19 protein-coding genes are annotated in these 25,420 nt (G+C 40.8%); 6 read left to right on the top strand and 13 right to left on the bottom strand.

Features of this window, described 5'->3' with window-relative positions; translation table 11 throughout:
- Positions 1-60: 60 nt before the first annotated feature.
- From SLH46_RS19965 to SLH46_RS19995, 7 genes are all read right to left on the bottom strand, one after another.
- Entirely contained in the window at positions 61-237 is a 177-nt protein-coding gene (locus tag SLH46_RS19965; protein ID WP_320282991.1) for a hypothetical protein, read from the bottom strand.
- Positions 238-297: 60 nt separating this feature from the next.
- Complete coding sequence (locus SLH46_RS19970; protein ID WP_320282992.1) at positions 298-1,068, bottom strand: LytR/AlgR family response regulator transcription factor; 771 nt, start codon at positions 1,066-1,068, stop codon at positions 298-300.
- Positions 1,069-1,163: 95 nt separating this feature from the next.
- The gene (locus SLH46_RS19975) at positions 1,164-2,234 is read right to left on the bottom strand and encodes a sensor histidine kinase (protein WP_320282993.1); all 1,071 of its coding nucleotides are present in this window, start codon (positions 2,232-2,234) and stop codon (positions 1,164-1,166) included.
- A 17-nt stretch (positions 2,235-2,251) separates the two neighbouring features.
- Positions 2,252-3,637 carry a TolC family protein gene (locus SLH46_RS19980; protein ID WP_320282994.1) on the bottom strand — a complete coding sequence of 462 codons (1,386 nt, stop codon included), beginning with the start codon at positions 3,635-3,637 and terminating at the stop codon, positions 2,252-2,254.
- Positions 3,638-3,800: 163 nt separating this feature from the next.
- A complete protein-coding gene (locus SLH46_RS19985; RefSeq protein WP_320282995.1) occupies positions 3,801-6,857 on the bottom strand; it encodes an efflux RND transporter permease subunit in 3,057 nt (1,018 codons plus the stop codon).
- Positions 6,857-7,930 (bottom strand): efflux RND transporter periplasmic adaptor subunit, encoded by a 1,074-nt coding sequence (locus tag SLH46_RS19990; protein WP_320282996.1) that lies wholly within the window; start codon positions 7,928-7,930, stop codon positions 6,857-6,859. Before SLH46_RS19990 ends, SLH46_RS19985 begins: the two co-directional genes overlap by 1 nt.
- Positions 7,931-8,037: 107 nt before the next feature.
- Positions 8,038-8,808, bottom strand: a complete 771-nt coding sequence (locus SLH46_RS19995) for a glycosyltransferase family 2 protein (protein ID WP_320282997.1) — start codon at positions 8,806-8,808, stop codon at positions 8,038-8,040.
- Positions 8,809-9,023: 215 nt separating this feature from the next.
- On the opposite strand from SLH46_RS19995, the gene SLH46_RS20000 reads away from it, so the two are divergent.
- Positions 9,024-10,892: a pyruvate kinase gene (locus SLH46_RS20000; RefSeq protein ID WP_320282998.1), complete on the top strand. Its 1,869-nt coding sequence runs from the start codon at positions 9,024-9,026 to the stop codon at positions 10,890-10,892.
- On the opposite strand, the gene SLH46_RS20005 is transcribed toward SLH46_RS20000, so the two are convergent.
- Together SLH46_RS20005 and SLH46_RS20010 are read right to left on the bottom strand one after the other, a co-directional pair.
- Entirely contained in the window at positions 10,877-12,013 is a 1,137-nt protein-coding gene (locus SLH46_RS20005; protein ID WP_320282999.1) for an adenylate/guanylate cyclase domain-containing protein, read from the bottom strand. The two genes, SLH46_RS20000 and SLH46_RS20005, sit on opposite strands and share 16 nt — an antisense overlap.
- A gap of 15 nt (positions 12,014-12,028) precedes the next feature.
- Positions 12,029-13,189: a Pycsar system effector family protein gene (locus SLH46_RS20010; protein WP_320283000.1), complete on the bottom strand. Its 1,161-nt coding sequence runs from the start codon at positions 13,187-13,189 to the stop codon at positions 12,029-12,031.
- Positions 13,190-13,429: 240 nt separating this feature from the next.
- On the opposite strand from SLH46_RS20010, the gene SLH46_RS20015 reads away from it, so the two are divergent.
- Genes SLH46_RS20015 through SLH46_RS20025 form a run of 3 tightly spaced genes read left to right on the top strand, consistent with a single transcriptional unit; the run spans position 13,430 to position 18,729 of the window.
- Entirely contained in the window at positions 13,430-17,032 is a 3,603-nt protein-coding gene (locus SLH46_RS20015; protein WP_320283001.1) for a BamA/TamA family outer membrane protein, read from the top strand.
- Positions 17,029-17,655 carry a phosphoglycerate mutase family protein gene (locus tag SLH46_RS20020; protein ID WP_320283002.1) on the top strand — a complete coding sequence of 209 codons (627 nt, stop codon included), beginning with the start codon at positions 17,029-17,031 and terminating at the stop codon, positions 17,653-17,655. The genes SLH46_RS20015 and SLH46_RS20020 overlap by 4 nt, the downstream gene beginning before the upstream one ends.
- A gap of 30 nt (positions 17,656-17,685) precedes the next feature.
- Positions 17,686-18,729, top strand: coding sequence for a DUF6268 family outer membrane beta-barrel protein (locus SLH46_RS20025; RefSeq protein ID WP_320283003.1), 1,044 nt, complete (start codon positions 17,686-17,688; stop codon positions 18,727-18,729).
- A gap of 15 nt (positions 18,730-18,744) precedes the next feature.
- On the opposite strand, the gene SLH46_RS20030 is transcribed toward SLH46_RS20025, so the two are convergent.
- Genes SLH46_RS20030 through rlmH form a run of 4 tightly spaced genes read right to left on the bottom strand, consistent with a single transcriptional unit; the run spans position 18,745 to position 23,808 of the window.
- Entirely contained in the window at positions 18,745-19,212 is a 468-nt protein-coding gene (locus SLH46_RS20030; protein ID WP_320283004.1) for a DUF6565 domain-containing protein, read from the bottom strand.
- 23 nt (positions 19,213-19,235) lie between these two features.
- The gene (locus SLH46_RS20035) at positions 19,236-19,634 is read right to left on the bottom strand and encodes a phosphoribosyltransferase (RefSeq protein WP_320283005.1); all 399 of its coding nucleotides are present in this window, start codon (positions 19,632-19,634) and stop codon (positions 19,236-19,238) included.
- A gap of 5 nt (positions 19,635-19,639) precedes the next feature.
- Positions 19,640-23,332, bottom strand: a complete 3,693-nt coding sequence (locus SLH46_RS20040; protein ID WP_320283006.1) for a sensor histidine kinase — start codon at positions 23,330-23,332, stop codon at positions 19,640-19,642.
- A gap of 2 nt (positions 23,333-23,334) precedes the next feature.
- Positions 23,335-23,808, bottom strand: a complete 474-nt coding sequence (gene rlmH / locus SLH46_RS20045; protein ID WP_320283007.1) for a 23S rRNA (pseudouridine(1915)-N(3))-methyltransferase RlmH — start codon at positions 23,806-23,808, stop codon at positions 23,335-23,337.
- Between the two features lie 249 nt (positions 23,809-24,057).
- On the opposite strand from rlmH, the gene SLH46_RS20050 reads away from it, so the two are divergent.
- Together SLH46_RS20050 and SLH46_RS20055 are read left to right on the top strand one after the other, a co-directional pair.
- Positions 24,058-24,471 carry a DUF4783 domain-containing protein gene (locus SLH46_RS20050; RefSeq protein WP_320283008.1) on the top strand — a complete coding sequence of 138 codons (414 nt, stop codon included), beginning with the start codon at positions 24,058-24,060 and terminating at the stop codon, positions 24,469-24,471.
- Between the two features lie 8 nt (positions 24,472-24,479).
- Positions 24,480-25,406 (top strand): YihY/virulence factor BrkB family protein, encoded by a 927-nt coding sequence (locus SLH46_RS20055; RefSeq protein ID WP_320283009.1) that lies wholly within the window; start codon positions 24,480-24,482, stop codon positions 25,404-25,406.
- The last annotated feature ends 14 nt before the right edge of the window (positions 25,407-25,420 follow it).

Raw genomic sequence — 25,420 nt, forward strand, 5'->3', positions numbered from 1 at the left:
TTTATTCATGGCAAAAACGGTAAAAATCTTCATCCCGTGAGGAATTCAGACTCAACAGTTTTAATCGCATGAATTTAAGAAATTAACCAATTCATGCACATCTTTTTGTGATGAAAAAGGATAGCCTCCGTTAACTTTTAATGAATAAATGTTGTGATACAAAATGCTTTCTTTCTGCGGAGTGGCATCTTCAATCATTGCAATTGCTTCCGCGTATAACTGATCTCTTTGCTTCATTCTTGCTCTGGTTAAACTGACAAATATATATTAATCTTATAGATTGTACCTCTTAATCGTTTATTTCCCTACCCATTCTTTAAATTCGGTAGCTTTTAAACGGCTTATTGTAATTGGTTCATCAAAAGGAGGAATCAAACGCAAAATAAGTTTCCCCCCAAAATGGTTTTCAAATTTTCGGATCGCATTAATATTTACGATCGAGCTCCTGTTTGTCCGGAAAAAAAGATCTGGATCAAGCTGTTCTTCCAGCTTTTCAATAGTCAAGTCAATTACATGATCTTTTCCCTTAAAAGTAACTGCTGTTGTAACCCTGTTTTCGGTGTGAAACCACGCCACATCATCAATATCGAGTTTAAAATACGAGGTGGCCCCGCTAATTAAAAACCGCTTGCGATACCTTTTCTCCCCTGAAGTAATTGCCTGTAATAATTCTTTATAATCGGGTGTGTCCTTTCCCTGTTTGCTATTGGCCTGAACCATGTGCTCGAATTTTTCGATGGCCAAACGCAGTTTATCTTCTTTAATCGGTTTAAGCAAATAGTCGATACTGTTTACCTGAAAAGCGCGCAGGGCATATTCGTCGTAAGCAGTTGTAAAAATCACCATACTTTCAACATCCACCTGGTCGAAAATGGAGAAACTAATACCATCGGTTAGCTGAATATCCATGAAAATGATGTCGGGTGCAGGATTGCTTTGTAGCCAGGCAACCGAACTTTTTACACTTTCAAACCATTCAACTATTTGCCAGTCGGGGCGAAGTTTTTCAACCATCCCGCGTAACAAACGATAGTTATGAAGTTCGTCTTCAACAATTATTACTCTCACTTTTCCCCTTTTTAATTCATTTTAAGCTTTATCCGCTCAATTCTGCGGCGCAATATCCGAGATTAAAATTACTTTTTATGTAACTCAAATCGCATTCACAACAAAGGAACTTTCACTTCAAAACGTTTCTCATCGTATTGAACCACAATTTCTTTTTCAGTTAATATCTCGTAACGTTTCACCAGGTTCTTTAATCCGGTTTTGGTTGAGTAAGAAGCAGCCCGGCGATTCAGACTATTGGCAACCACCAAACAATCCTCTTCAATGTAAACCTGTATTTCAAGCGGTTCTTCTCTACTTGTTATGTTGTGCTTAATTGCATTTTCAATTAACAACTGCCCGGTTAAAGGTGCAATTTCCCGGTCTTTATTATCGCCCGACACATTGGTTTCAACATGAATTCCTTCACCTAACCGTTCTTTATGCAAGGCAATGTAGGCTTTCATAAAATCCAGTTCATCGTTTAACTTAACCAGTCGTTTGTCTTTGCTTTGTAACACGTAACGATAAACGTCGGTAAAGTTTTCGGTAAATTCCACGGCCACTTCCTGATCGTAAATAATCAGCGATTTTAGCACACTCAGGTTATTGAACAGAAAGTGTGGATTTAACTGATCTTGTAACGAGTTATAATCCATGCGTAACTTCTCGCGCTTCATCTCGGCAATCTGTTCCTGAGAATCGAGCCATTTTTGTGTAAAACGTGCAATCGTTAAGGAATTTGCCACCATTTGCACAAATACCAAACCGGTAACCATTCCCATAATTACTCCCGCACGGGAATCTGCAAGCGTAAGCTTTGGCTCAACAAAATACATGATTCCCCGGTGTGCCACATACAGAAAGATTATTCCGACGGCAACCTGCAGAAAAAGCCGCAATTTTACTTTTTTAGGAACCGGAAGAAATCGCTCTAAAATGTTATCGAGGATAATTTGCAACTCGGCAGCCGCGTTAAACGCCAAAATCACCACGAGGTAAATAATAAACGGAATTTTAACGTCGGAGTCTGCCGGCACTTTGGTTACGTATGCAATGAAGTGCAATATAAAAACTGCAATAATGCTAATTACGACAAACCTCCCAAAAATACTGATCGGTTCATAGCCGGGCAACCGTGTTACCAGATCCGGCTTTTTCTTGCTATGTACATCTAAACACTTCATTCAGGCGTAATAATATACTATTTTGCTTCTTCAGGAATATACAAATTTCCGGTTACACTTTGCCACTTCGTTTTTAATACTTCGAAGTTGGCGATGGCCTGAGTTAACTGAGCTTTTGCCTGCACCCACTGTGCCTGCGCATTTAGCATATCGGTGGTTGTATTTAAACCAACCTCGAAACTTGCTTCCGTTTCATCCATACTTTCTTCAGCTTCTGCAACATTTTTTTGTGCCAGACTGATAGACTCGTAAGCCTCTTCAACCTGCACTTTTACTTGCATTACCTCAAGATTAATCAAATCATTTGTATGTTGCAAATTGGTTTCAGCCTGTTGTACTTTTAACTGCGCTGCACGTTGTTTTTTCTTTCCCTGTCCCCACTGAAAAACCGGAATAGAAACCTGTGCTGCCAACATGGGTTGAAAATCAATTTCTTCGTATAAATCTTTCACCCAGTAGCTGGTATATTGTGCACTAACGCCAACAGTTGGCAAATAATCGGCACGTGTAATTTTGGCGTCAAGCTCAGAAATTTCCTTTTGCTTTTCAAGAATCTTAAGCTCGTTACGGTTATTGCTAGCCAACTCCACTCCATCTTCGAGATTAAACAATTGAACTTCGGCAGTTGCATTATGAGTAATCTGAATCTCTGTATCCAGCGGCTGACCCAAAATCTGATTCAGGTACATTTTTGCAACTTTCAAACCGTTTCTGGCTTTAACAAGATTTAGTTCTGCCTCATTTTTCTGAACCGTTACACGTAATTTTTCGCTGGCGGGTTGCAACCCCACTTCGTACATGGCTGTCATCTGCTCTTCCAGCTCGGTAAGCATTTTAATATACTCCTCAGCAATTATTATACTTTCTTCAACAGTTGCTACCTGCCAAAATGCCTTATCAGTTTCCTGAATCACCTCCGAATACTTCATATTAAGTGCCATATCAGCAATTGAAACTCCGGCATCGGCCTGTTTGTTTGAATTCCTGATTTTTCCACCGGCATAAATGGCCTGGTTAATCTGAAAACCACTGTTAATAAGCGTCAAACTACCCAAATCGATATTAATACCCGGGCTCCAAACATCGCTGGTTCCTGAGAATTCGCCATTCATTGCAGCTTCCTCGCTATCGGCCGTTGGTAAAAAATAACCCGGCATGTTTATGGCATCCATTCCCGGACGGTGCATTAACGAAGAAGAAAAACCTACCGATGGCAGATAAGCAGTTCTGGCCACTTCCTGGTTCACTTGTGCTTCGCGGTTTTGCAGGGCTGCATTTTTGAGTTCCTTGTTAAACTCAACAGCTTGTTCCCGGCATTGCTCAAGGGTCATTACCTTTTGTGCAAAGGTATTACCAACAAAAACAGTGGCAAATACCAATGTGGCAATTATATATTTATTCATTTTATTCATCTCTTTCGTACTATTATTTGTCTGAATACTCGATATAAACTTTGAAATAAAAGGTTAACCCTGATTGGTTTCTGTTATGAGAATCAATTGTCTTCCCCCCGACAATTTCCAAACAGGGTAACCTTTCTACATCTATCTATACTGCATAAACCTATTATGCCTCTTGTTTTAATGTTTTTATGTTTCTGCCGTCAATTTTGTACAAAACAGCATACAACACCGGAACAACTACAAGCGTAATTACTGATCCCACAGCCAATCCGAACATGATTACAACAGCTGTTGAGTTGAACATAGAGTCGGTAATAAGCGGTGCCATACCCAAAATTGTTGTCAACGATGCCATCATTACCGGACGCAAACGCGACAAAGCGGCATCGGTTGTTGCCCTCAGTCGATCTTTTCCTCCCTTGAGATTCTGGTTTATCTCATCGAGGAGTACCACTGCGTTTTTAATCATCATTCCAATCAAACCTAAAGCTCCGATAATCCCGGCGAACGTGAGGTAAACACCAGTAGTTGCCAAACCAAGTACAATACCAACAAAAGCGAATGGAACTACAAGGAAAATAATGATTGGTTGTTTCAGGTTATTAAACAAACCGATGATAATTATCGCCATCAATCCGATTGCAAGTGGCAGGAACATAAATAATCCTGCGTTGGCCTCTCCTGAACGGGCCGTGGCTCCCTCCCAGTGTAATTCGTAACCATCTGGTAAATCAATGGCTTCAACTTTAGCCTGAAATTTTGCTTGCACCTCTGCAGCCGTATATCCGTCTGCAGCATCGCATTGTGCTTTAATCGCCCGCTTGTTATCTAAACGGTGAATTAGTTCGTAATCCCATGTTACCTTCATGGTATCCACAATTTGCGACAACGGAACGCTTGCACGGCTTTGTTGTCCCCAAACCGGTATGTTTAGTAACTGCTCCATATTCTCGGCTACCTGGTTATCAGTTCGCAATACAATCGGTAGCATTTTATCTCCTTCGTAAATGGCACCAATTGGTCGTCCGTTGGTAGCTACCAAAATGGAATTACCCATATCAGAACGTGTTAATCCAAGCGGCTGAGCACGTTCCACCGAATAGGCAGGAACAATCTTTTTTGTCTGATTTTTCCAGTCGTCGGTAACATGAATTGCTGAAGGCTCTTCCAGGAAGATTCGTTTTGCCTGGTTAGCCAAATCTTTTAATACCGCCGGATCCGGACCAACAAACTGAGCTTCGATATCAGCATCGGCAAATGCTGCACCGTACTCCATTACCCTGAAGAAGGCATCAGGATAATTATTGTTCAGGTAATTTTCAATTTCAGGAATAATAGTAGGAACCCTCTCGGTATCATCGGTTTCAATAATAAAATCGCCATAGTTTGCACCACCTGTTTCCATATGACGCATTAACAAATAACGCGCAGGAGGACGACCAACTGAAGCTGTAACCGAATGCACACCATCCATTGCCAAAATATCAGCCTGAATTTGCTGAATATCGGCTTCTACAGCTTCAATGTCAGCTCCTTGTGGAAGGAAATACTCGATAGCAAACTGATCGTATTGAATTTTCGACATAAAGTCAACTTTCACAAAACGGAACGACCAAAATGCAAATATCAGCACTGCAAAAGCGCCCAGCGAGAAAATGTATTTATTACGAATTCCCCATTTTAAAACTACACCGAAAATTCTGTAAAGACCTTTATCGTAAGTTTGGGCATGCTCTCCTTTCGGACGTTCTTTACGGTAAAAATATTTTGCGTTGAACGGTGTTTGGATCATTGCAAACACCCAGCTTAAACTAAGCGAAATAATCAGTACCGTAAACAATGATGAAAGGAACTCACCTGCTGCGTTTGGCGACATTCTTAACGGAAGGAAAGCCAAAATAGCAACGGCCGTAGCACCAAGTAAAGGCAAGGCTGTTTTTCGTGCCGTATTTACAAAAGCTTTACTCCGGTCCATCCCTGATTTTAGATCGACTAAAATACCGTCGGCAACAACAATGGCGTTATCAACCAACATTCCCATGGCCAAAATAATGGCTGCCAGCGTTACCCTGTGCAGTGGTAAACCAATGGCCAGCATTACGATTAAAGTCCCGAGGATTGTAAATACCAAACCGCTTGAAATAAGCAGGCCTGAACGTAAACCCATGGCAAACATGAGCACAACAATTACAATTCCCACTGATATTACCAGGTTCAGCATAAAATCTTTTACTGCTGCATCCACACGATCAGGTTGGTAATATACCTGGTTAATTTCGATACCTGCAGGCAACTCTTTCTGTAGCTCAGCCAGTTTTTCATCCAGCTTTGCACCCAGTTTTACAACATTAATACCGCTTTCGTTTGATAATCCGAGTGTTAATCCTTCTTTACCGTCGTAATATAGTGCCGAATTTTTTGGCTCCAGATACGATCTTTTAATGGACGCAATATCACCCAAACGGAAGTTTCCTCCTCCGGGCACTTGAATTAACAGGTTTTCAATCTCGTCGATGGACGAAATCTTTTGTCCGACCCCAACACGAATCGACTCCTCGCCGGTAACAATAGAACCCGGATTAATAATGGCCGTTTCGTTTTGAATGGCCGCTGCAATAAAAAGCGGATTTACACTTAAACCGGCTAGTTTCTCAGGCGAAAATACCACATCGATGGTTTCGGTTTGTTTACCAAATATTTGCGAACGGCGAACGCCACTAACTCCTAAAAGTTCGCGCTCGATATATTCCGTATATTTTACCAACTCATGATGCGAATATCCATCTGCGGTAATCGCATATAAAATTCCGTATACATCAGCAAAATCGTCATTTACAATTGGGTCCATTGCGCCAGATGGCAACGAACCTTTTGCATCGTTTACTTTTCGTCGTAAGTGATCCCAAAGCTGCGGTAGCTGTGGTGTTTTAACCGTTGACTGAACATTAATTGTAATAATTGACAAACCGGGACGTGAAACAGATGATATATCATCTATGTTTTCCAGTTTCTGAATAGCTTTTTCAAGCACATCAGTCACTTCCAGCTCCACCTCGTGCGCCGTTGCTCCCGGGTAAACGGTAACCACTGTCGCTGCTTTGATCGGAATCTCAGCATCCTCCAGCTTACCAATATTATTGTAGGCAATTAATCCCCCCAGCAGCACAGCCACCAGGATGGTTGAGATCATTGCTTTCTGATTCAGTAATCTTTCCAGCATTACAACAACCCTCCAATGTTAGTTACCGATGGTGTTTGGATTGGCTTTACTTTTTGGCCGTCAACTAAATAATGTACTCCGGCAGTAACAATTTGCTCTCCGTTGTTCACTCCCGACACAACGTTTACCCGGCCCTGTGCTCCATCCAGAGCAATTTTAACTTCGCGTCGTTCAACTTTATTTGACGAAGGATTGTACACCCAAACATAGGTGCTTGTTTTTTCGTGGAATATGGCTGAAGCTGCAACCGAAAGCTGACTTTGCTCTAACGCCGAATGAATCGTAACTTCGGCAGTCATTCCGGGTGCCACTTCTAATTCTTGTGTATTCGCAAAAGAAAATCTCACTTCATACAAACCGTCTTGTTTAGCTTTTTCGCCAACGCTTAGCAGTTTAACCGGAAGATTTGTAATGCCCGCATTTGCTACAGAAAGGTAGCTTTCGGTATCGCTTTTCACTCGTTGCAGCTGACTTTCAGAAACTGAAACAACAACTTCCAAATGTGAATTATCGATGATTGAAACGATTGGGGTTCCGGCTCCAACAGTTTGATAAGCTTCAACAAACTTTTCGTAAATATACCCCGAGAATGGCGCTTTTAACTCCGTATCGCGCAATTGGTTTTCGGCATTCTCATAAGCTGTTTTAGCCATCAAATAACCCGACTTAATCTTTTCGAATGTATTCTCCGGAATTTTCTTTTGCTCGATCAGTTGCTTGTAACGGTTGTATTCGCCTTCAATCTGCTCGAACTGAGCCTTTGAAGTTGCTAACTGAAGTTTGTAATCGCGCTTATCAATTTGTGCAATAACATCACCCTGTTTCACATAATCGCCCTGTTTTACATTTAATTTAATCAGTGGACCACCAACGCGAAACGAAAGCGAGGTAAGGCTTTTCTCTTTAAGTTTTCCGTTCAGTTTTACGGTGTTCTGAACTACACCGTCGGTAACTGTTTCAATCTTTACATTTTTAATTGTTTCGGCTTGAGGCACTTCGCCTGTTGAACTTTTGCACCCGTAAAATGCCAGAACGGCAACTGCAATTACGAGAATAATGTTTTTTAATTTCATATTGTGATTTTTATAATTTCTAAAATTCTGGCTCCGAAAGTATTCTTCCTGATATTTAAATAATTATATAATTGTATAAAGTGATAAAATTTACACCTGAACTGCATTTATGCGGTTTCAACTTTTACAATTTGTTCTTTCAGGTGCTTCATGTATTTGTTTAACTGCAGTTGCACACTCGAAATTGTTGATTGGGTGTAGTTCTGCGAATGTTGAATATTGTTCTGAATTCGTTTGGTTATCAAGTCGATATTTGAAATCAGCGCATTTGCAATTTCCTTGTTGGTACTCGAGGGTTTTTGTATGGTATAACCTTCGGAACGGGTGTTCTTTTTCTCCAATCCGCTCAACGACTTATAAGCAACTTTTTTGCCCAGCGCCTGAAAATAGATGGTAATGAAGGCTTCAACACCAAACAAAATTTCTTTTACATCTTTAATAATGGGCAGAAAATCGCTCTTTAAAATTGCCTTTTCACCCATTACAGTTTTGTATGGATTTAGACTATAATCCACAGTAAACGAATCGGGATTACCCACCACCATATCAGCTTGCTGATTGATGATGGGGCTAAGCAGCATTTTAAAATGTTCTTTCCTCAAATTAATCAGGTTCGCATTAATAAATAGCAGGATTTCGTTGCTGGCGTATTCGGCACCGTAAGCCATTGCGTAACTCTTTCCATGGTTTTCAGGCAGCTTTAAATAATCGAATTTATAATGGATGGCCAATGTTTCGAGAACACTTTCAGTGCCATCGGTCGAACCATCGTCAACTACGATTATTTCTGCATCGGGGTTATGCTTACAACAAGAAGCCACAACATTAAATATCGTTTCCTCTTCATTGTAAGTACATACAATAATACTGGTTTTCATGTTTTCTGTTTTCTGTCATCGAAAATAGCTGAAGGAAGAACTTGCCGCAGGATTATGTGCATGAAGTGATTATATCATTACGTAAAGTGAAAAATCCTTAAATTTCTTATCCGAAAAGCAGATTGTAGTTACAACTACTTCTTAAAAAAGTAGTATTTTCATATGATCATAATTATTCATGGTCGATTCAATAACCTGAGATCAAAGCACCTGTAATGAAAATCAATCCGGAAGAACTTGAACAAATAAATGCCCGTCTAAACGAGATCATCGAAAAGGCAAAGGAATTTGAAGACAAATTCGCTGAAAAAATAAACAAGGTTCTGCCTGTTTACCGGAGAAGTGCACGCAACCTGGTTCATTACATGGCTTTCCGCACATTTGAGATTGATGAATTACAACAAAAATTACGCGACCTCGGATTATCCAGTTTATCGAGTATTGAGGCGCACGTAATGGACAGTTTACTGAATGCAAAAACCATTATCAACCATCTGCTGAATAATCCTGTTGTAGAGGATATTCCCGGCGTGGTTCGCACTTCAGAAAGCCGCAAACTGCTTAAAAGAAACACAAAACTGTTGTTTGGTTACAAATCGAAAAAACGATTAACCCGTATCATGGTCACCCTTCCGGGAGAGGCTGCTACAGATTATGAATTCGTTCAAAACCTGTTGGAGGCGGGCATGAACAGTGCACGAATTAACTGTGCGCACGACACGCCTGATCAATGGTTGCAAATGATTGAAAATGTACAACGGGCTAAAAAAACCTTACACAAAAACTGCAAAGTAATGATGGATCTTGCGGGTCCGAAATTGCGAACAGGAGAAATAAAACCCGGCCCACAGGTAATCAGGCTAAAACCAAGTCGCAACGTGCTTGGACAAGTTATAAAACCGGCGCGTGTTTGGCTGGCACCACAAGGTGCTGAACGGCCTTCATCAAAACCCGATGCCGTTATTCCGGTTGAACCCGATTGGCTGGCCAATGTTAAACGCCACTCTAAAATTTTGTTTACCGACAGCCGGAATAAAAAATGCGAAATTACCATGGAAGGCCGCGAAGGAGCCGGACGTTGGGGAATTTGTTACGAATCGGCCTATTTAACCACCGGCACCGACCTGGTTTTAAAACGAACAAAAAAATCTGGAAAAGAGATTGTAAAAACCGGGGAATTGCTCCCGCTCGAACAGTTTATTAATCTGAATATTGATGATACCCTACTGTTGACCCGCGAAGCTGTTGCAGGCGAGAATGCAGAAGTTGCAGAAGACGGAACGGTGCTGGCACCGGCACATATTTCGTGTACACTCCCTGAAATTTTTGACGATGTAAAAGCAGGTGAACCCATTTATTTTGATGATGGCAAAATTGAAGGTATTATCGAAGAAGCAGGATCGGATTCGCTAAAAATAAGAATTACTTATGCCCGCGATAAAGGCGGAAAATTAAAAGCCGATAAAGGAATAAATCTTCCCGATTCTGATCTGCAAATTAGTGGACTGACAGAAAAAGACAAAAACGATCTGAAATTTGTGGCTCAGCAAGCCGATGCCATTAACTTCTCCTTTGTGAATTCCGAAACCGATGTTCAGGAGCTTTTGGATGAGTTAAACGAGCTGGATGCAGAACTCGGAATAATCTTTAAGATCGAAACAAAAAAAGGATTCAAAAATCTGCCGCTTATTTTGCTAAAAGGCATGGAAACATACCCGATCGGTGTAATGATCGCCCGCGGTGATTTGGCCATTGAAACGGGCTGGAACAATTTTGCATCGATACAGGAAGAGATTTTACGTATTTGCGAAGCGGCACACATTCCTGATGTGTGGGCGACTCAGGTGTTGGAAAATCTGGCAAAAAAAGGTGTTCCTTCGCGGGCAGAAATTACCGACGCGGCACTGGCCAACCGGGCCGAATGTGTGATGCTTAACAAAGGTTTTTATATTACAAAAGCGGTAAAAATGCTGGATAAAATCCTGCGTCGGATGCAACGTTTTCAGAAAAAGAAAGATACGCTGCTCCCAAGACTGGATGAAGCGGAAAACCTGCAGCTTTCGCATGATCAGTTTGATGTGTGATTGTCTTCGATTTTGTGTACCTCGTATATTTTTATCGACTTTTTCTTTCCGAAAAATTTCACCAGATCTACATATTCTATTTTGTATTCTTTGCTATTTTTTATCAATCGAACGGCAAATTCTCGGGTAACCAAAATTCGTTTCCGGTACCTTTTACATTGTTTTTGTATGCGTGCTGCGGTGTTTAGCACATCTCCATGAAAAGCCAGCTCGCGTTTTATCTCACCAACCTCGGCAGCCATTACCTTACCAACATTTAACGAGGCCGTAAAAACAGGCATCATACCATATTCCTTTTCAAAATATTCGCGCCGTTTGTTCAACGCCTTTTCATACAAGTAATAAAAGTCAACCGCCCCTTTGTAGCTTGCCGGCTTTTTTGCATTCCACGACACAACTACCTCATCGCCTACAAACTGGTAAACCCGCCCACGCGTGGCAAGTAACGAATTGGAAACACACTTAAAACAATCCTGTATAAAATAGCTGTACTTTTTATGCCCGAGTTTTTCGGCTACAGCAGTTGACGACTGCAAATCGAGAAACATAAAGATAAGATCTTCCTCGCGGGGTTTCTGGTAATACCCCATCATTATTTTGCCAAGCGGCGCATAACCAACCTGGTGTAAAAGCGTATTTAAAAGCTGGTAAACATAGCCGCCAATAAACAATACGATAAGAAAAAACAGGATGGTGGAATTAAACAAAAAGCGTGGCAGGTGCGAAATCGATTCAGCCAGACTTAGATCCTGGCTCACACCATAGTGAACAACACCCAACAACACACTTATAATCAAAAATATTACAATATCAACAAGCACAACACCAACCGCCAATTTTCGCATTTTTAAACTTCGTACCATCCGCGGGTAAACCATGTTTAGGGTAAACCAGCTAAGTGTCGCAAATACAGAAATAACCACCGACGATGAAATAATTTCATCCACTAAAAAATTCATGCCTTTCGATAACATATCTCCCATGTGATCGTCGCGGGCACCAAGCATGCGCATAAAAATGGCAAATCGGATTACCAGGTTCCAGTACACCAGCGAAAAGAACAACAACTGGAGTTGATAACGCCGCATGGCGCCTCTATATGTTCTGTCAAGTTTTGGCATTCAAAGAATTGATTTTTAAATTTTCGACAGGTATAAAACTAAAAATGTGAGCACTGCCACCACAAAACTGATCATAAAAACATGGTAAGAATAACGCAGCAGTTTATATTTCTGAGCCAGAACTTTTCCCAGATTATATTGGTCTTTGGTAAGTGTTCCGTACAAATAATCGTAATCATTCATCATTTCCTTCACCCCTTTTTCATATTTCTCGAATGGCATATTAAAGAAGTTTCCAAAAAACAACAGGTTCAGCCGGCGTTTTTTCAGGTCTTCATCGCTGTAATTACCCGTACCATATTTTGGAATTACCGAAAGAATCGCAAACACGAGTGAAATTAAACAACCAACAATCAGAATGATGCCGGGAATCAGGAAATTCTGTTCGCTGGTGCGCAAGGTCAGTGCACTTGTACTCATCAGCGCCGAAACCAAAACAGCATTTATCGTAAGCATTATATTGGCCTTATTGTCGGCAATCGAACTCAGGTTTATCTGGTTACGAGCAGTTAAGCGGAACATCGTTTCAATACCTCGTGCCGTGCTTCGTGGTGCATTCTTGGGTAATTCAGATGCATTATCTGCAGCCAACTTTTTTATGCGCTTTTCAACCTTTTTTATATTCTGAATGCGAACAGGTTCAAAGTTTGTTTTGGCATAACAGGTATAAAATTTTATGTCGAGAATAAATTCCAACGTTGTTTTCCAGTATTCCAGCTTCGAACATTTTCGCTCTACAAAGTTGCACATCTCCTTACGCAGCAAGTTCGATATCTGCATAAAATTGTCCATCCCGGCGTGTGCATGATCGGCATCTCCAATTATTTCTTCCAGCAACGAATTTTTCGGCGCCCCCATTTTCGTCGACCGGATGCATTTTTCAACCTCCGCAATAAATTCCTCGTCAATCCCTTTTTCCAATAGAAACTCACGGGCAATCTTACAACTTTCCTCTTCGTGCTCGTTTAACGAAACTGCATGCCCGATATCGTGAAACCACGCCGACACCACTGCAATACTTTTATCACGCTCATCCAGTTTCTCATCGTCGGCAATCGTTTCTGAAACCTGCGCCACCAAACGCGTATGTTCGATTGAATGATAATTTAACAAGGACGAAACATTTTCCTCGTAATATTTTATCACATACGTTTTAACCTCTTCTACAATATTCATAAAACCGGTTTTTATTCCATCATTTCTATATCTGTAAGCCTTTGACGGATTATCCGAAACTTGCTTTCAGAAATTTTAGTGAAGTTAAAAATAACTACTTTTGAATCAAAGTAAACAACTTTAAGTCCAGAACATCTATTTTTTGATGGTTTATTTGTAAACGTCACACAAATAAAGACATGCAGCCTTTGTAGCGCTTTTACCTGGATTGAACAAAATTTACGAAAAGCATTGTTGAAAATGAATTTGTCGAAAATAAGTATTGCTTTACTCATTCTTATAAATGGCTTTTATTTGCAGGCTATTGGGCAGGAAGAAATTGAATACAGCGTGTTTCTTACCGGGAATACTGCCGAGGGATTAAGCCCCGAACAAGGCAAATTTATCGATGAGTTGACCGCTACAACCCAACCAAAAGCCTTTGTTTATTTAGGTAACTTTTCTGATCGCTTTACTGAAGACGACAAAACGATTTATAGATTTTATCCTGAAATAAAGGACAAAAACACGCCGCTCCTTTTTGCCAATGGAAATATGGAATGGCAAAACGGTAAAAAACAAACCAAAAAGGTGGCGAAAGCCCTTCAAAAGCAGTTTCCGAACAACGAGGTTTATACCACCGATTGGGGTTGCCCCGGACCAACCGAAGTTCAACTGAGCGACAATCTTACCGTAATTCTGATCGACACTTATTGGTGGCTTACGGCACTCGACACCCGCTACGGAAAATGTGGAATTGAAGAAGATGAAGATGTTTTTATCTGGTTGCAAGATGCCTTGCGCGTGAATAAAGACAAAACCGTAATTCTTGCCGGTTTTCACCCCCTTGAATCGTATGGTCCGCACGGAGGTCAATTCCCCACATCAGTAAATATTTTCGGTTTCCCGTATGCTTTTTATAAAAACACGCTGGGCAGCAAAAACGATCTGGTTCATCCAAACTACCGAAATTTACGCCAGCAACTTCATGCCGTTTTGCACCGGTTTCCGAATGTAATTTATGCATCGGCACTCGAAAACAGCCTGCAGTATATTGAAACCGACAACATTCACCAGGTAATTAGCGGATCGCTTGTTAACCAAAATTTCGCAAACAGTAAAAAAGCGGATTTCGCCAGTAGCAGTGCCGGGATTTCGCGCATCGATGTGTATGAAAATGGGAATGTGGTTCTGAATTTTTTTACCCTTGAAAACGGAACTCAAGAGCCGGTTTTTAGTAGAGTCCTTTTCTCAAACACGACAAAAACGGATGAGGATCTAACGGCAAGCCGAGACGCATTATTTCGGGAACCGACGCACACCACTTATGCCAGCCTTCAGTACCAGGCCGACAAGAAATACAAAAAGTGGATGGGTGAAAATTACCGCGAAGTTTGGGAAACACCGGTTGAAGCCCGTGTATTTGACATCAGCAAAGAAAAAGGCGGTTTGAGTGTGCTAAAACGTGGTGGTGGACAGCAAACCAAATCGGTCAGAATGGAAAATGAGGACGGACATCAGTATGTGTTACGCTCGTTGGAAAAATATGCCGAAGGCGCCCTGCCCAATGAAATGAAGCCAACGTTTGCAAAGGATATTGTTCAGGATCAGATTTCGGCATCAAATCCGTATTCAGCTTTACCCGCTGCTGTTTTGGCCGAACATGCCGGTGTTTTTCATACCAATCCGGAGATTGTGTACGTGCCACAAGACCCGCTTTTTCAGCAGTACAAAGAAGACATGCACAGCGGTTTGTTTTTATTTGAAGAACGGCCGGCAAAAGACCGTCGTGATGTAGCGAGTTTTGGCAACTCGGAAGACATTGTCAGTACCGATGAAGTGTTGGATAAAATCACAGAAAGTGAAGATCACCAGGTAGACCAAAATGCTGTTTTGCGTGCCCGCCTGCTCGACATTTTTATAAACGACTGGGACAGGCATGATGACCAGTGGCGCTGGGCTTCGTTTGAGGATGACAAAAAAACCATTTACCGCCCGATTCCGCGTGATCGCGATCAAACATTTTTTGTGAACCAGGGAATTTTGCCCGGAATCGCTTCCATGCCTTTTATTCTTCCAAAACTTCAGAATTTTCAGCCTCGAACAAAAAATGTAGTCGGACTGGGATTTAACGCTCGCTATTTCGATCGCACTTTTTTGAACCAGATGGAATGGGAAGACTGGCAAACCACCAATACCGAGCTGATGGACAAAATGACTCCGGAAGCCATTTACGAAGCTATGACAACTTTCCCGAAAGAGGTTCAGCCGATGGTTGCGAATTCCACTGCCAAAATTTTGCTGGAACGAAAACAATACATGGAAGAAATGGCGCACGAGCTGTATTTGTACCTGGCCAGAAGAATAAATATTCCGGGTACCGACCGCAGAGACTTGTTTGAGATCAACCGCAAAAATGATGATGAAACAGAAATATCGGTTTACCACATAAAAAAGGATGATACAAAAGGGAAACTCATTTACCAACGTACGATAAAAACAGACGAAACACGCGAAGTTGTTTGTTACGGGCTGGACGAAGAGGATCGTTTTGAAATAAACGGTGAAGTAAAAAAAGGCCCGGTTATTAGAATTGTGGGAGGTCAGGATAAAGATGAGGTTGTAAACAACTCGAAAGTTACGGGATTAAAAAATAAAACACTGGTTTACGATCTGCGAAAAAGTACAGAGATTGAAGGAAGCGGAAAAACAAGTTCCAAACTCACGGATAACAAAATTATCCACGAATACGACCGGAAATATTTTCAGCGCGATGTTGGAATGCCACTGGCCTCGGGCGGCTATAATGCCGACGACGGTGTTTATCTGGGATATGGCCGATCGTGGTACAAACAGAAATTTCGCCGCGACGAAAAAACCTCCTTACTTGGCGAATATACCTTTCGAAATTCCTCGTTAAATATAAAAGCTCAATACGAATCACTTTCCACCAATAACGGGCTGGATGCCATTTTTGGAATTGATGCCAGCACCGAAAATTACACCACCAACTTTTACGGTTTTGGAAATAATTCAACTTATACAAATAGTGGTTTCGATTACAAATACTTTAAAGTACGACAGCGCCGGATTGTAACTCAACTGGCCGTTCAGAAAAGGTTTGGCGAATCGGTTTGGGCACGTTACGAAGAAGAAGACGAGCACAAAGATCACCCGATAAACGAGCATAAAATCGGTTTATTGGCGCAATGGAAACTTACCGATACCAAAGACGAAGAGAATAAATTTATTACCGATTTTGCCAATAATGGTTTAACACCTGACAACCTAGGTCAGATTCATTACGCGGTTTTAGGTGCATATTACGAATACCAAAACCTGGACAAAGATTTCAGGCCAACACGTGGTTTTGTTGCCAATGCCTCGGCCAACCACTATGTGAATGTACAAGGCAAAGAACCCGATTTTACCAAGTTTCAAGGTTCGGCAGCTACTTTGCTGAGTTTCAACAAATATCCGCGAACGGTTTTTGCGTTCAGGGTTGGCGGAGAAAAAATATTTGGCGACTACTATTTTCACGATGCCGCAATTCTGGATGGTAAAACCAATTTGCGTGGCTACCGAAAAACACGTTTTTATGGCGATGCCAGTGCATATTTAAACTCTGAACTTCGGTTTAAACTCATCGATTTTAAAAACTACCTGCTAACCGGGGAACTCGGCATTGTTGCATTCGACGATATTGGGAGAGTTTGGTTTGATGGCGAAGATTCATCAAAATGGCACAACGGCTATGGTGCAGGAATTTGGGTTTCGCCATTCAAAATGGCCATCGTAACTGCCACCCTAAACAAAAGTCGCGAAGAAACGTTAGTTCAATTTAACTTTAGCTTTTTGTTTTGAAGACATTTGTTCAATTAATTTTTATAATCAGCACTGCTTTTTATGCTTTGCACTCCCAGGCTCAGGAGGTGATTCTGATCCGCCATGCATCGGTAAAACTGGAACAGAAAGGTTGGGTTGGTGCAAAAAAAGCTTCGGCTTTACGTGAAAATTACGACTCGGCACCTATTAAACAATTTGATCCGGACACGGTGTTAAGCAAAGTTCCACACCGGATCACCGATACGATTTATGTGAGTGGTCTACCCCGGTCAATTGCTACAGGATTGAAACTTTATGGCGACTCGGCAACTATAGTTTCATTATCCGACCTGAATGAATTTGAAATGCACATGGTTTGGTTGCCGCTGTACCTGCCTTATAAAGTATGGACTTCCATATCAAGAACTATGTGGTTAATGGGACTGGAGAAACCGGGAACAGAATCATTTCAGGAGGCAAAAGACCGCGTTGATGATGTGTGTTCCTTTATTGAACGTAAGGCACAACAAAACGAACAGGTAATTCTGGTAACGCACGGTTTTATCAACCGGAACATTTCAAAAGAGCTGGAAAAAAGAGGCTGGCAGATTGTTCAAAACAATGGCAGGGAAAATTTGGGCGCCACTATTTTAAGGAAATAATATTTAATACGATTGAACGTTATAAGGCTTGTGAAATATATTTTAGGACTCATATTAGTTGTGATAACTCTCGCTGGTTCTGCACAGGATACCATTTCGAGAGAGGACTGGACGCCCTATTTTGAGAACAATCTATCCACCCGTTTTTTGTACCTGAAAATGGAAGGTCCTTTTCAATACAATATCTCTTCAACTTCTGATTTGGAAGCAATTGGCGACGGGACAGCTGAAATTACGGGAAACAGAACAGTAACTGCAAGGTTAAAATTCCCTATACTGAATAAACAACGCGTAAAACTCACCGGAGGAATTCGATATGTAAATGAGCAGTTTTACTTTGAAGACATTGAACCTGATGGCTATCCGATGTATGTTGGGCTGAATGACAGGGGCCTGCGCCGGCTGGGAGTCGATATGAAAGGATTGTTCCACTTGCACGATAATCACTCACTGGTTGTACAAACCAACTGGAGTCTGGCGGGCGATTTTCACATTCACAACAATAAATATTTCACTTTTGGCGACTTGCTAAAATCCTCACTGGCCATCGGTTATGCTACTCGAAAAGATATAAATACGTATTATGCTTTTGGGGCTTATTTTGGTTATACTTTTGGCGATCCGGCCATTTACCCGGTATTCAATTATTCCAAACGTTTTGCAAACGGAATTGGACTTGATTTACTTTTGCCACAAGGTTTTAAAGCATGGAAACAAGTGAATAAACGATTCTATGTTGTTTGCGATGCTGAAATATCGGGAACCAGTTACACGGTGCGGGTTGACGATACGGTGCTGAGTGAAACGGAAAGTATTCAGTTGCGTCAATCCACTTTTGATGCAACGGTTGGAATCATTACACAAATAAATAAATGGGTTGGTTTTGAGGCGAAATTTGGCTATTCAAACAACATTAATTTTAATGTTACCGAATCGAACTTTAAACCGGGAAGTACATTGCCTCGTCCTGATACCGACTACCTGATTAAATCGACTGTGTCGGGCGCTCCTTATGCCAGCGTGGCTTTGTTCCTGTCGGTTCCAAAAGATTTAATGGAACGTTGTATTGAATAAATATCCCTTATTACCTTAAAAAGTTTCATCGAGCGCGCGGACCACATCTTCCAGTACTTTTACAGCTGAATCACCAATTTCCGTAGCTCCATCAATGATTTTGTCCAGGTCTTCATCCAAATCCTCATCAATATATTCCTGAAACTTATTACCGATTTTATTTACATCATCCTTAAAAAGATCGCGCAATAAATCGCCAACACTTTCTTTGTTTTTTAACGCATGATATTTTATAATCAGTCCCTTAATTTTTATCTGATCTTCTACCGTAAAATCATCACGGTAATCGAGGTACCACTCCGAGTTGTAACGCTCAAATCGTTCGTTGGCCCACTCCCAGTCTTTTCGTGTATATTTATGATGGTTGGTTTCCACACGTTCAACAAAACGCTCAAACCTTTCGAGGTAATCTTCTTTTGTGGTTGGGGTAGCACATGAAATAAGCGCTACAAAACAAATAATCAGAATCTTTGAATACTTCATTTTCGAATAATTAAACAAGCTATTTACGGCTTCCACGGCCATTTTACACAATCTTTTATTTCAGGGAATAATACAAACTCAGCCTTTCCTTTCATGGCACAAGTTTTTACATTTAGTCCTTCAAGCTGCTTGAGTGCTGCTTCCATCGTTTTCCCGGACACCGACACATCATCCACCAGCAAAATACGTTTTCCTTCCAGTTTCCAGTTTGCTTTTTCCAAAACTTTTGGCTCGTTGTAGCGCGGATTGTTTTTTTCGTCGCGGTAGTTTAGTGTCATCACCAAAAGTTCGGTATCCAAATGATAAGCAAGCATTGTTGCAGCCGGAACGCCCCCCGAACCGATGCCAATCACCACATCAACTTCAGGGAAATCAATGGTCTTCAAACGTTCGGTAATTTGTTTAAAAGATAGTGGAACCATGTATTTTATTTACTGTTGTTTTCATCTGCATTTTCGTACACCGGAATCTCGAGGAAAAATGTGGTGCCTTTGCCCATTTTTGTTTCAAACCAAATCCTTCCGGCGAAGTTCTCGACAATGTTTTTTACAATTGAAAGGCCCAGGCCCATACCACTTGTTTTGGTGGTAAAACTCGGGCTGAATAATTTATCGCGCAATTCGGCATCAATACCCGAACCGTTGTCTTTTACAGAAATTACTGCCATATAATCGCGCCGTTCGAGTTTTATTTTAACTTCTCCGAAACGATCCTGCGGAATGGCCTGAATAGCATTTCTGATCAGATTGATTATGGCGCGCGACAACTGCTCACGATCGGCATTTACCTCCAAATGGTCGTACCCGTTCGAATTAAAATCGATGTGGATTTTGTCGTGTGTTTCATACAAATCGATCGTCTTTTTCAGCTGCTCAGCCAAACAGAAAACCTGGTTGCGTGCCGTTGGTATTTTTGCAAAGTTCGAGAATTCGGTTGCGATGTTCGACAGGTTATCAATCTGTTCAATCAACGTAGAAGTTACCCGCTCAAGAAACTCGTTGTACTCTTCGTTACTTCCCTTCGCCCGTTGTAAATACTGAATATTCAGCTTCATTGGTGTCAACGGATTTTTAATCTCGTGCGCAATTTGTTTTGCCATTTCGCGCCACGCCGATTCCCGTTCCGAACGTGCCAACAGGTCGGCACTTATGGCCAGCTCGTCAACCTTTTTATTGTACTCTCTCACCAGGCTGCCAATTTCGTCTTTTTTGTTGTACTGAATAGGTTCATTACGTTTTCCCAACTGCATTTTCTGCAAATTTTCCTGGATTACAACCAGTGGTCGGGTAATCTGATTGGCAATAAAAACTGCGGCAATAATACTGGCCAGAAACAGGAGCACATACAAATTAATAAAAGCCACAATGAAGGTTGAAATCTCCTGACTGTAGTTATCCTGCCTGATAAAATAAGGCAAATTAATAACCCCCAGGTAATCACCATTGTTATTTATAATTGGCCGATAGGCAGACAGGTAAGATAACTTTCCGATGTTCTCGGGCTGAAAATAGCTGATAGAAAAGTTCTGAAACACTTCGTAGCTGGCCCTTGCGTTAATGCGCGACGAAACCAGGCCACGCTCAAATATCTCGAATCGCGAAGAAGCAATCAGCCGCCCGTCGGTACCGTAAATATTAATATCTGTTCGGAAAATATTCGATAATTTGGACAATTCTTCACGCAACCATTCTTCCTGCTCCGGAGTAATTTCGTTTTTATCCGTTAAACGCATATCGATCTCTTCAGCAATCGACTTCATCTTTTCATTCAGATCGTCCTGGTGTTTCTGCCGGTATTCCTTCACATTGTAAAACAATGTTACGCCTGCAACAACCATCAGCGAAATAAAAACGATGGAAATAATGGCTGCCTGTATCTTAAACTTCAGATCGAAAAACACCCGTCGTTCCCTGATCGACTGATTAACAATGACTAACACAACCAGCAAGGTCAGAAAATAAAATACAAACAGGTAGGGAAATGAAATCAAATAATCAATTGGAGTAAGCAACTCCCTTGAAACAACCACGTAGTTTTGCTTGCTGGTATGATAAACCAGATGTTCGTACTTATCCTGACGAAGAAAAGCAAACTCTTCATCCGATTTTAAATAAACATGCCCGTTGTAATTGTAGTTATAATCGCCAAATTTATCGGTAAGCTCTCCGGCGTAATACTTGGCGTAATTAAACTTGCGGTAAATATCTGAACGAGCCATCGACTTATCGATCAACAACTCGGGAAAACCAATCCCTTCGAACAACAAATCCGAATCCAAATCGATATAAATTGTAATTCCCTGCCCATTATCTACCAACGGATAGTGCAAACGGCCGGTGTATGAAATCCGTCCGTTCATATTGTCCATAAAATAAAAGTTCGTGCCCGGAATTTGAATACCCTCCGATTCTATTTTGTCATTGAGATATGGCATACACGAAACTTCATAATCATCGGGAGGAATAAGCAAATTACTTTCTTCGTGACACACCAGAATATTTAAAAGGTACTTTCTGAAATAGGTGTTAAAATACAATTCCCTGATGTGTTCAATGGCATCCTCATCTCTACCCTGGACCAACAATTCCGGTATTTCCGGATCTTTTGTAATCTGCTGTTGTATCTCGGCCATAAAAACTTCGGCAGCCGGATCGCGCTCAGCAACAAGGGTTACCGCCAGCAATTTCTGCTGTCCTTTATCCATTTTGCTAATGGTGCGGTTAATTACCACCAGCGAATAAATTGAAACTACAGCCACATAAGTAATCATGTAGCTTAAGGTGAACGACTGCAGGTAATGCCGGCTGATGAGCGACGAAAGAATTACGCAAATAATAAACAGCAAGAGGGCATAAATAGAGACATTTTGAACCGCCAGATACTGCACACCTGCATTGAACAAACTGATTACCAGCGTTATTAAAACTATCTCATGAAATTTAAAATCCTTAAGGTTTTTTTCGTTAACCCTGATGGTAAAAAATACTACGCCAAGCAAAAGCAAACTGACAGCGAAAATACCAAGAACACTTTGTGGCGAAATATCGATGATTTTATTCAGCGCAAACGAAACGGTAGAATTATAAATTAGTTCTTTTATGAAAAAATCGACCAGCAGGTATAAACCGGCATTAAAAATCAGCAACAAAACAATAATGCCCTTTCGCGGCAATGATGAATTTTTATGCAGATCGTCAATATTCAGATCGAAAGCGAAATTGTAGATCCAGAATAAAAAGAATATGGCTAACAGAAAATAGTCGCCAAGCGAGGGCAACCAGTCGTTTATGGCAAAGTAGTCGGGGCTAAAAAACTTTAAGTGGAAGAAAACTTTGGGCACCTCAAAAATTAGGTGAATCCAGTAAACAACAAACAAAGACACACCCAACGTTACGAGTTTTAGAAAAAACGGGGCATCGCTATCGACAAATTCTTTTCGGAAATAAAATAACAACAGGATAAGCCCGATAAAATAAATCGCTCCCGGAAAATACAACTGGTTGGTAGTACACAAATAGTTTCCGTAGGGCAGCAAGGTAAACAGGTAGTCGCCTTCGAGGTTTACAATATCGTAGCCATGTTTGTACTTTTCTGTTCGTATTAAATAATCACTCGGAAGCTTGTAACTCTTATAAAAGTTATTCTGCAGGTATTTGTTTTCGTAGGTGTAATTGCGTTTAATAAGGTGGTAGCCAACGGCTGTGTACTCTCCAACATGTAGCGTATCAACCAAATAATAACCGTTTGGCAATTTAGCCAATCCCGAAGTTTGTGTAACATCTTCGAGATGGTCGTAAAAGGTAATACCACGGTCGGACCAAAAGAACAGCTCATCGCCTTTAAAAACCATGGCGCCAAATCCGGTCTGGCGTATCAGTGTTTGTTCGCGGCCAAAAAACTCGCTGATATTTTCTTCCAGTTCCTCCTCGAGTAAGATGTTTTTTATATCAGCAAGGTTATCATGTAACTTCGATTCGTTTACCAGTAATTGCGACTGGAAATCGTCGATCAGTTTTGTTTCAGGATTCCGCCGCAGCAATCCATTCTCAATAATGGCTGCCGCCACCAGAATACCGATGGCCAATACGAGATAAGTATATTTATTTAGCTTAATTAACATGCCTACTCATGATGATAAGGTTCGCCTTTTAAAATTGTCATTGCCCTGTAAATTTGCTCCACGCACAACAATCGCACCATTTGATGCGAAAAGGTTAGCCGCGACAATGAAATTTTTGAGCTGGCACGTTTATACACCTCATCCGAAAATCCATAAGGCCCGCCCACTACCATCACTAGTTCTTTGGGGCCACTTATCATTTTCTTCTCCAGAAACCCTGAAAATTCTACCGATGAGAACATTTTTCCTTTTTCATCAAACAGGTGCAGTTCCTTTCCCGGAGCCAGTTTTGACAGAATGATTTCACCTTCTTTGTTTTTTTGCAATTCCGGATTTGTATTCTTCCCCTTCTTAATGTCGGGAATTACTTCCATCTCGAAATTAATATAGTGTTTGAGCCGTTTAATATATTCATTCATCCCATCGCGTAAATACGATGCATCAGTTTTACCAACAACCAGCAATGTTATTTTCATATAATTAAGATTCTCTGTTTAACAGAAGTGTCCTTAACCTACGCTGTAATCAGCATCTTTTTTACTTTCTGAAAGATAAAAAAAGAGTAAACACTTAACCCTCTGAAGACGAATTAAATAAAATTATGTTTTTACTACAATCGCCCAATTGATTTTTAATTTTATAAATTTACAGTAAAAATAAGCGTATAAAAGCGTTTTTGCATAGTTTTTGTAATTAATCCAGCACATTTACCGAAATTGAAAATGATGAAGAACATTAAGAAAATAGTTTCAGTTATCGTACTACTTTGCAGCATCGTTGCTGTGTCTTCCGGCCTTCCGCAGGACAATAAACTCCCCAACGATATAGTTGTTGGACTAAATACCGGAAACGCAAAAGTGCTTTCTTCGTATTTTAACCAGAACGTTGAGCTGGTAGTACTCGATAACGACAATGTATACAGTAAAGCACAAGCCCAACAAATTGTATCTAACTTTTTTAATAAATTCCCTCCAGTTGTTGAAAATGCATTTTCAGTTATTCACAACAGCGGAAAAGCTGACGCAAAATCAGTTATCGGAAAATTAAAAACAGAAAAAGGCGATTTCAGGGTTTACTTTTTGCTTAAAAAAAGCAGCGGCAAAGAATACATTCACCAACTCCGAATTGAACAACAATAATAGTCGGTATGACAACCGAAAAGATCACTTTTAAGCGTTTAAAAAAGCTGGGCGAAAAAGCAGTTGAGCACGCCAAAAGTATAACATTGCCCCTTTTTGACGGTGTACCGTTGTATGACGTAGCCATGTTTTTTTGGAGAAGTATTGTCGACGGAGCCATTACAACAAGGGCATCGGGCATCGCTTTTTCGTTTTTTCTTGCCTTGTTTCCGGGTATCATTTTTTTATTCACCCTTATTCCATCGAGTGGTTTCGAACAGGAACTTTTTACGATAATTAAGGAGTTAGTTCCCGAAAAAATCTGGCCGGTAATAGAAGAAACGATTACTGCAATAGTTTTAAAAGATCCGGGACGCAACGTGAAGTCGATTAACTTTTTAATGGCCCTTATTTTTGCAACAAATGGTTTTGTTTCGATGATGAGCGCTTTTGATGCAACGGTTCACAATATAAACAGAAGAACGTGGTGGAGTCAGTACCTTGCGGCTGTTGTACTGTTGATTATTTTTACGCTTCTGCTGGTTGTGGCAATTGCCATGTTAACCGGCGGCCAGGCATTAATTAACTACCTTGATCAAATTGATATTATCCGCGACAAATTCCTGTTTTACCTGTTAACAGTTGGGAAATGGATAATTACAATTACCATATTCTTTTTTGCCTTTTCATTTTTATATTACATGGCACCTGCCAAAAAAACAAAGTGGCGTTTTATCTCTGCCGGAGGTACGTTGGCAACCGTTTTAAGTATTTTTGGATTTATCGGAATGAGTTATTACCTAAATAACTTTAGCCAGTACAATATTCTTTACGGATCAATCGGGACATTATTGGCAGTATTACTTCTGATGTATGTAATGTCGCTGATTTTGCTGATTGGATTTGAGCTGAATGCCAGTATTTACCAGGCACATACTTACCAGAACGAAGACTAGGAAAAGATAATTGA

It is taken from the genome of Draconibacterium sp. IB214405 (assembly GCF_033963885.1).
GTDB lineage: Bacteria > Bacteroidota > Bacteroidia > Bacteroidales > Prolixibacteraceae > Draconibacterium.

Excerpts from the sequence above, each read along its gene's own strand:
- SLH46_RS19965 (WP_320282991.1), bottom strand. The coding sequence starts at position 237 with ATGAAGCAAAGAGATCAGTTATACGCGGAAGCAATTGCAATGATTGAA.
- SLH46_RS19975 (WP_320282993.1), bottom strand. The coding sequence starts at position 2,234 with ATGAAGTGTTTAGATGTACATAGCAAGAAAAAGCCGGATCTGGTAACA.
- SLH46_RS19980 (WP_320282994.1), bottom strand. The coding sequence starts at position 3,637 with ATGAATAAATATATAATTGCCACATTGGTATTTGCCACTGTTTTTGTT.
- SLH46_RS19985 (WP_320282995.1), bottom strand. The coding sequence starts at position 6,857 with ATGCTGGAAAGATTACTGAATCAGAAAGCAATGATCTCAACCATCCTG.
- SLH46_RS19990 (WP_320282996.1), bottom strand. The coding sequence starts at position 7,930 with ATGAAATTAAAAAACATTATTCTCGTAATTGCAGTTGCCGTTCTGGCA.
- SLH46_RS19995 (WP_320282997.1), bottom strand. The coding sequence starts at position 8,808 with ATGAAAACCAGTATTATTGTATGTACTTACAATGAAGAGGAAACGATA.
- SLH46_RS20000 (WP_320282998.1), top strand. The coding sequence starts at position 9,024 with ATGAAAATCAATCCGGAAGAACTTGAACAAATAAATGCCCGTCTAAAC.
- SLH46_RS20005 (WP_320282999.1), bottom strand. The coding sequence starts at position 12,013 with ATGCCAAAACTTGACAGAACATATAGAGGCGCCATGCGGCGTTATCAA.
- SLH46_RS20010 (WP_320283000.1), bottom strand. The coding sequence starts at position 13,189 with ATGAATATTGTAGAAGAGGTTAAAACGTATGTGATAAAATATTACGAG.
- SLH46_RS20015 (WP_320283001.1), top strand. The coding sequence starts at position 13,430 with ATGAATTTGTCGAAAATAAGTATTGCTTTACTCATTCTTATAAATGGC.
- SLH46_RS20030 (WP_320283004.1), bottom strand. The coding sequence starts at position 19,212 with ATGAAGTATTCAAAGATTCTGATTATTTGTTTTGTAGCGCTTATTTCA.
- SLH46_RS20035 (WP_320283005.1), bottom strand. The coding sequence starts at position 19,634 with ATGGTTCCACTATCTTTTAAACAAATTACCGAACGTTTGAAGACCATT.
- SLH46_RS20040 (WP_320283006.1), bottom strand. The coding sequence starts at position 23,332 with ATGTTAATTAAGCTAAATAAATATACTTATCTCGTATTGGCCATCGGT.
- rlmH (WP_320283007.1), bottom strand. The coding sequence starts at position 23,808 with ATGAAAATAACATTGCTGGTTGTTGGTAAAACTGATGCATCGTATTTA.
- SLH46_RS20050 (WP_320283008.1), top strand. The coding sequence starts at position 24,058 with ATGAAGAACATTAAGAAAATAGTTTCAGTTATCGTACTACTTTGCAGC.
- SLH46_RS20055 (WP_320283009.1), top strand. The coding sequence starts at position 24,480 with ATGACAACCGAAAAGATCACTTTTAAGCGTTTAAAAAAGCTGGGCGAA.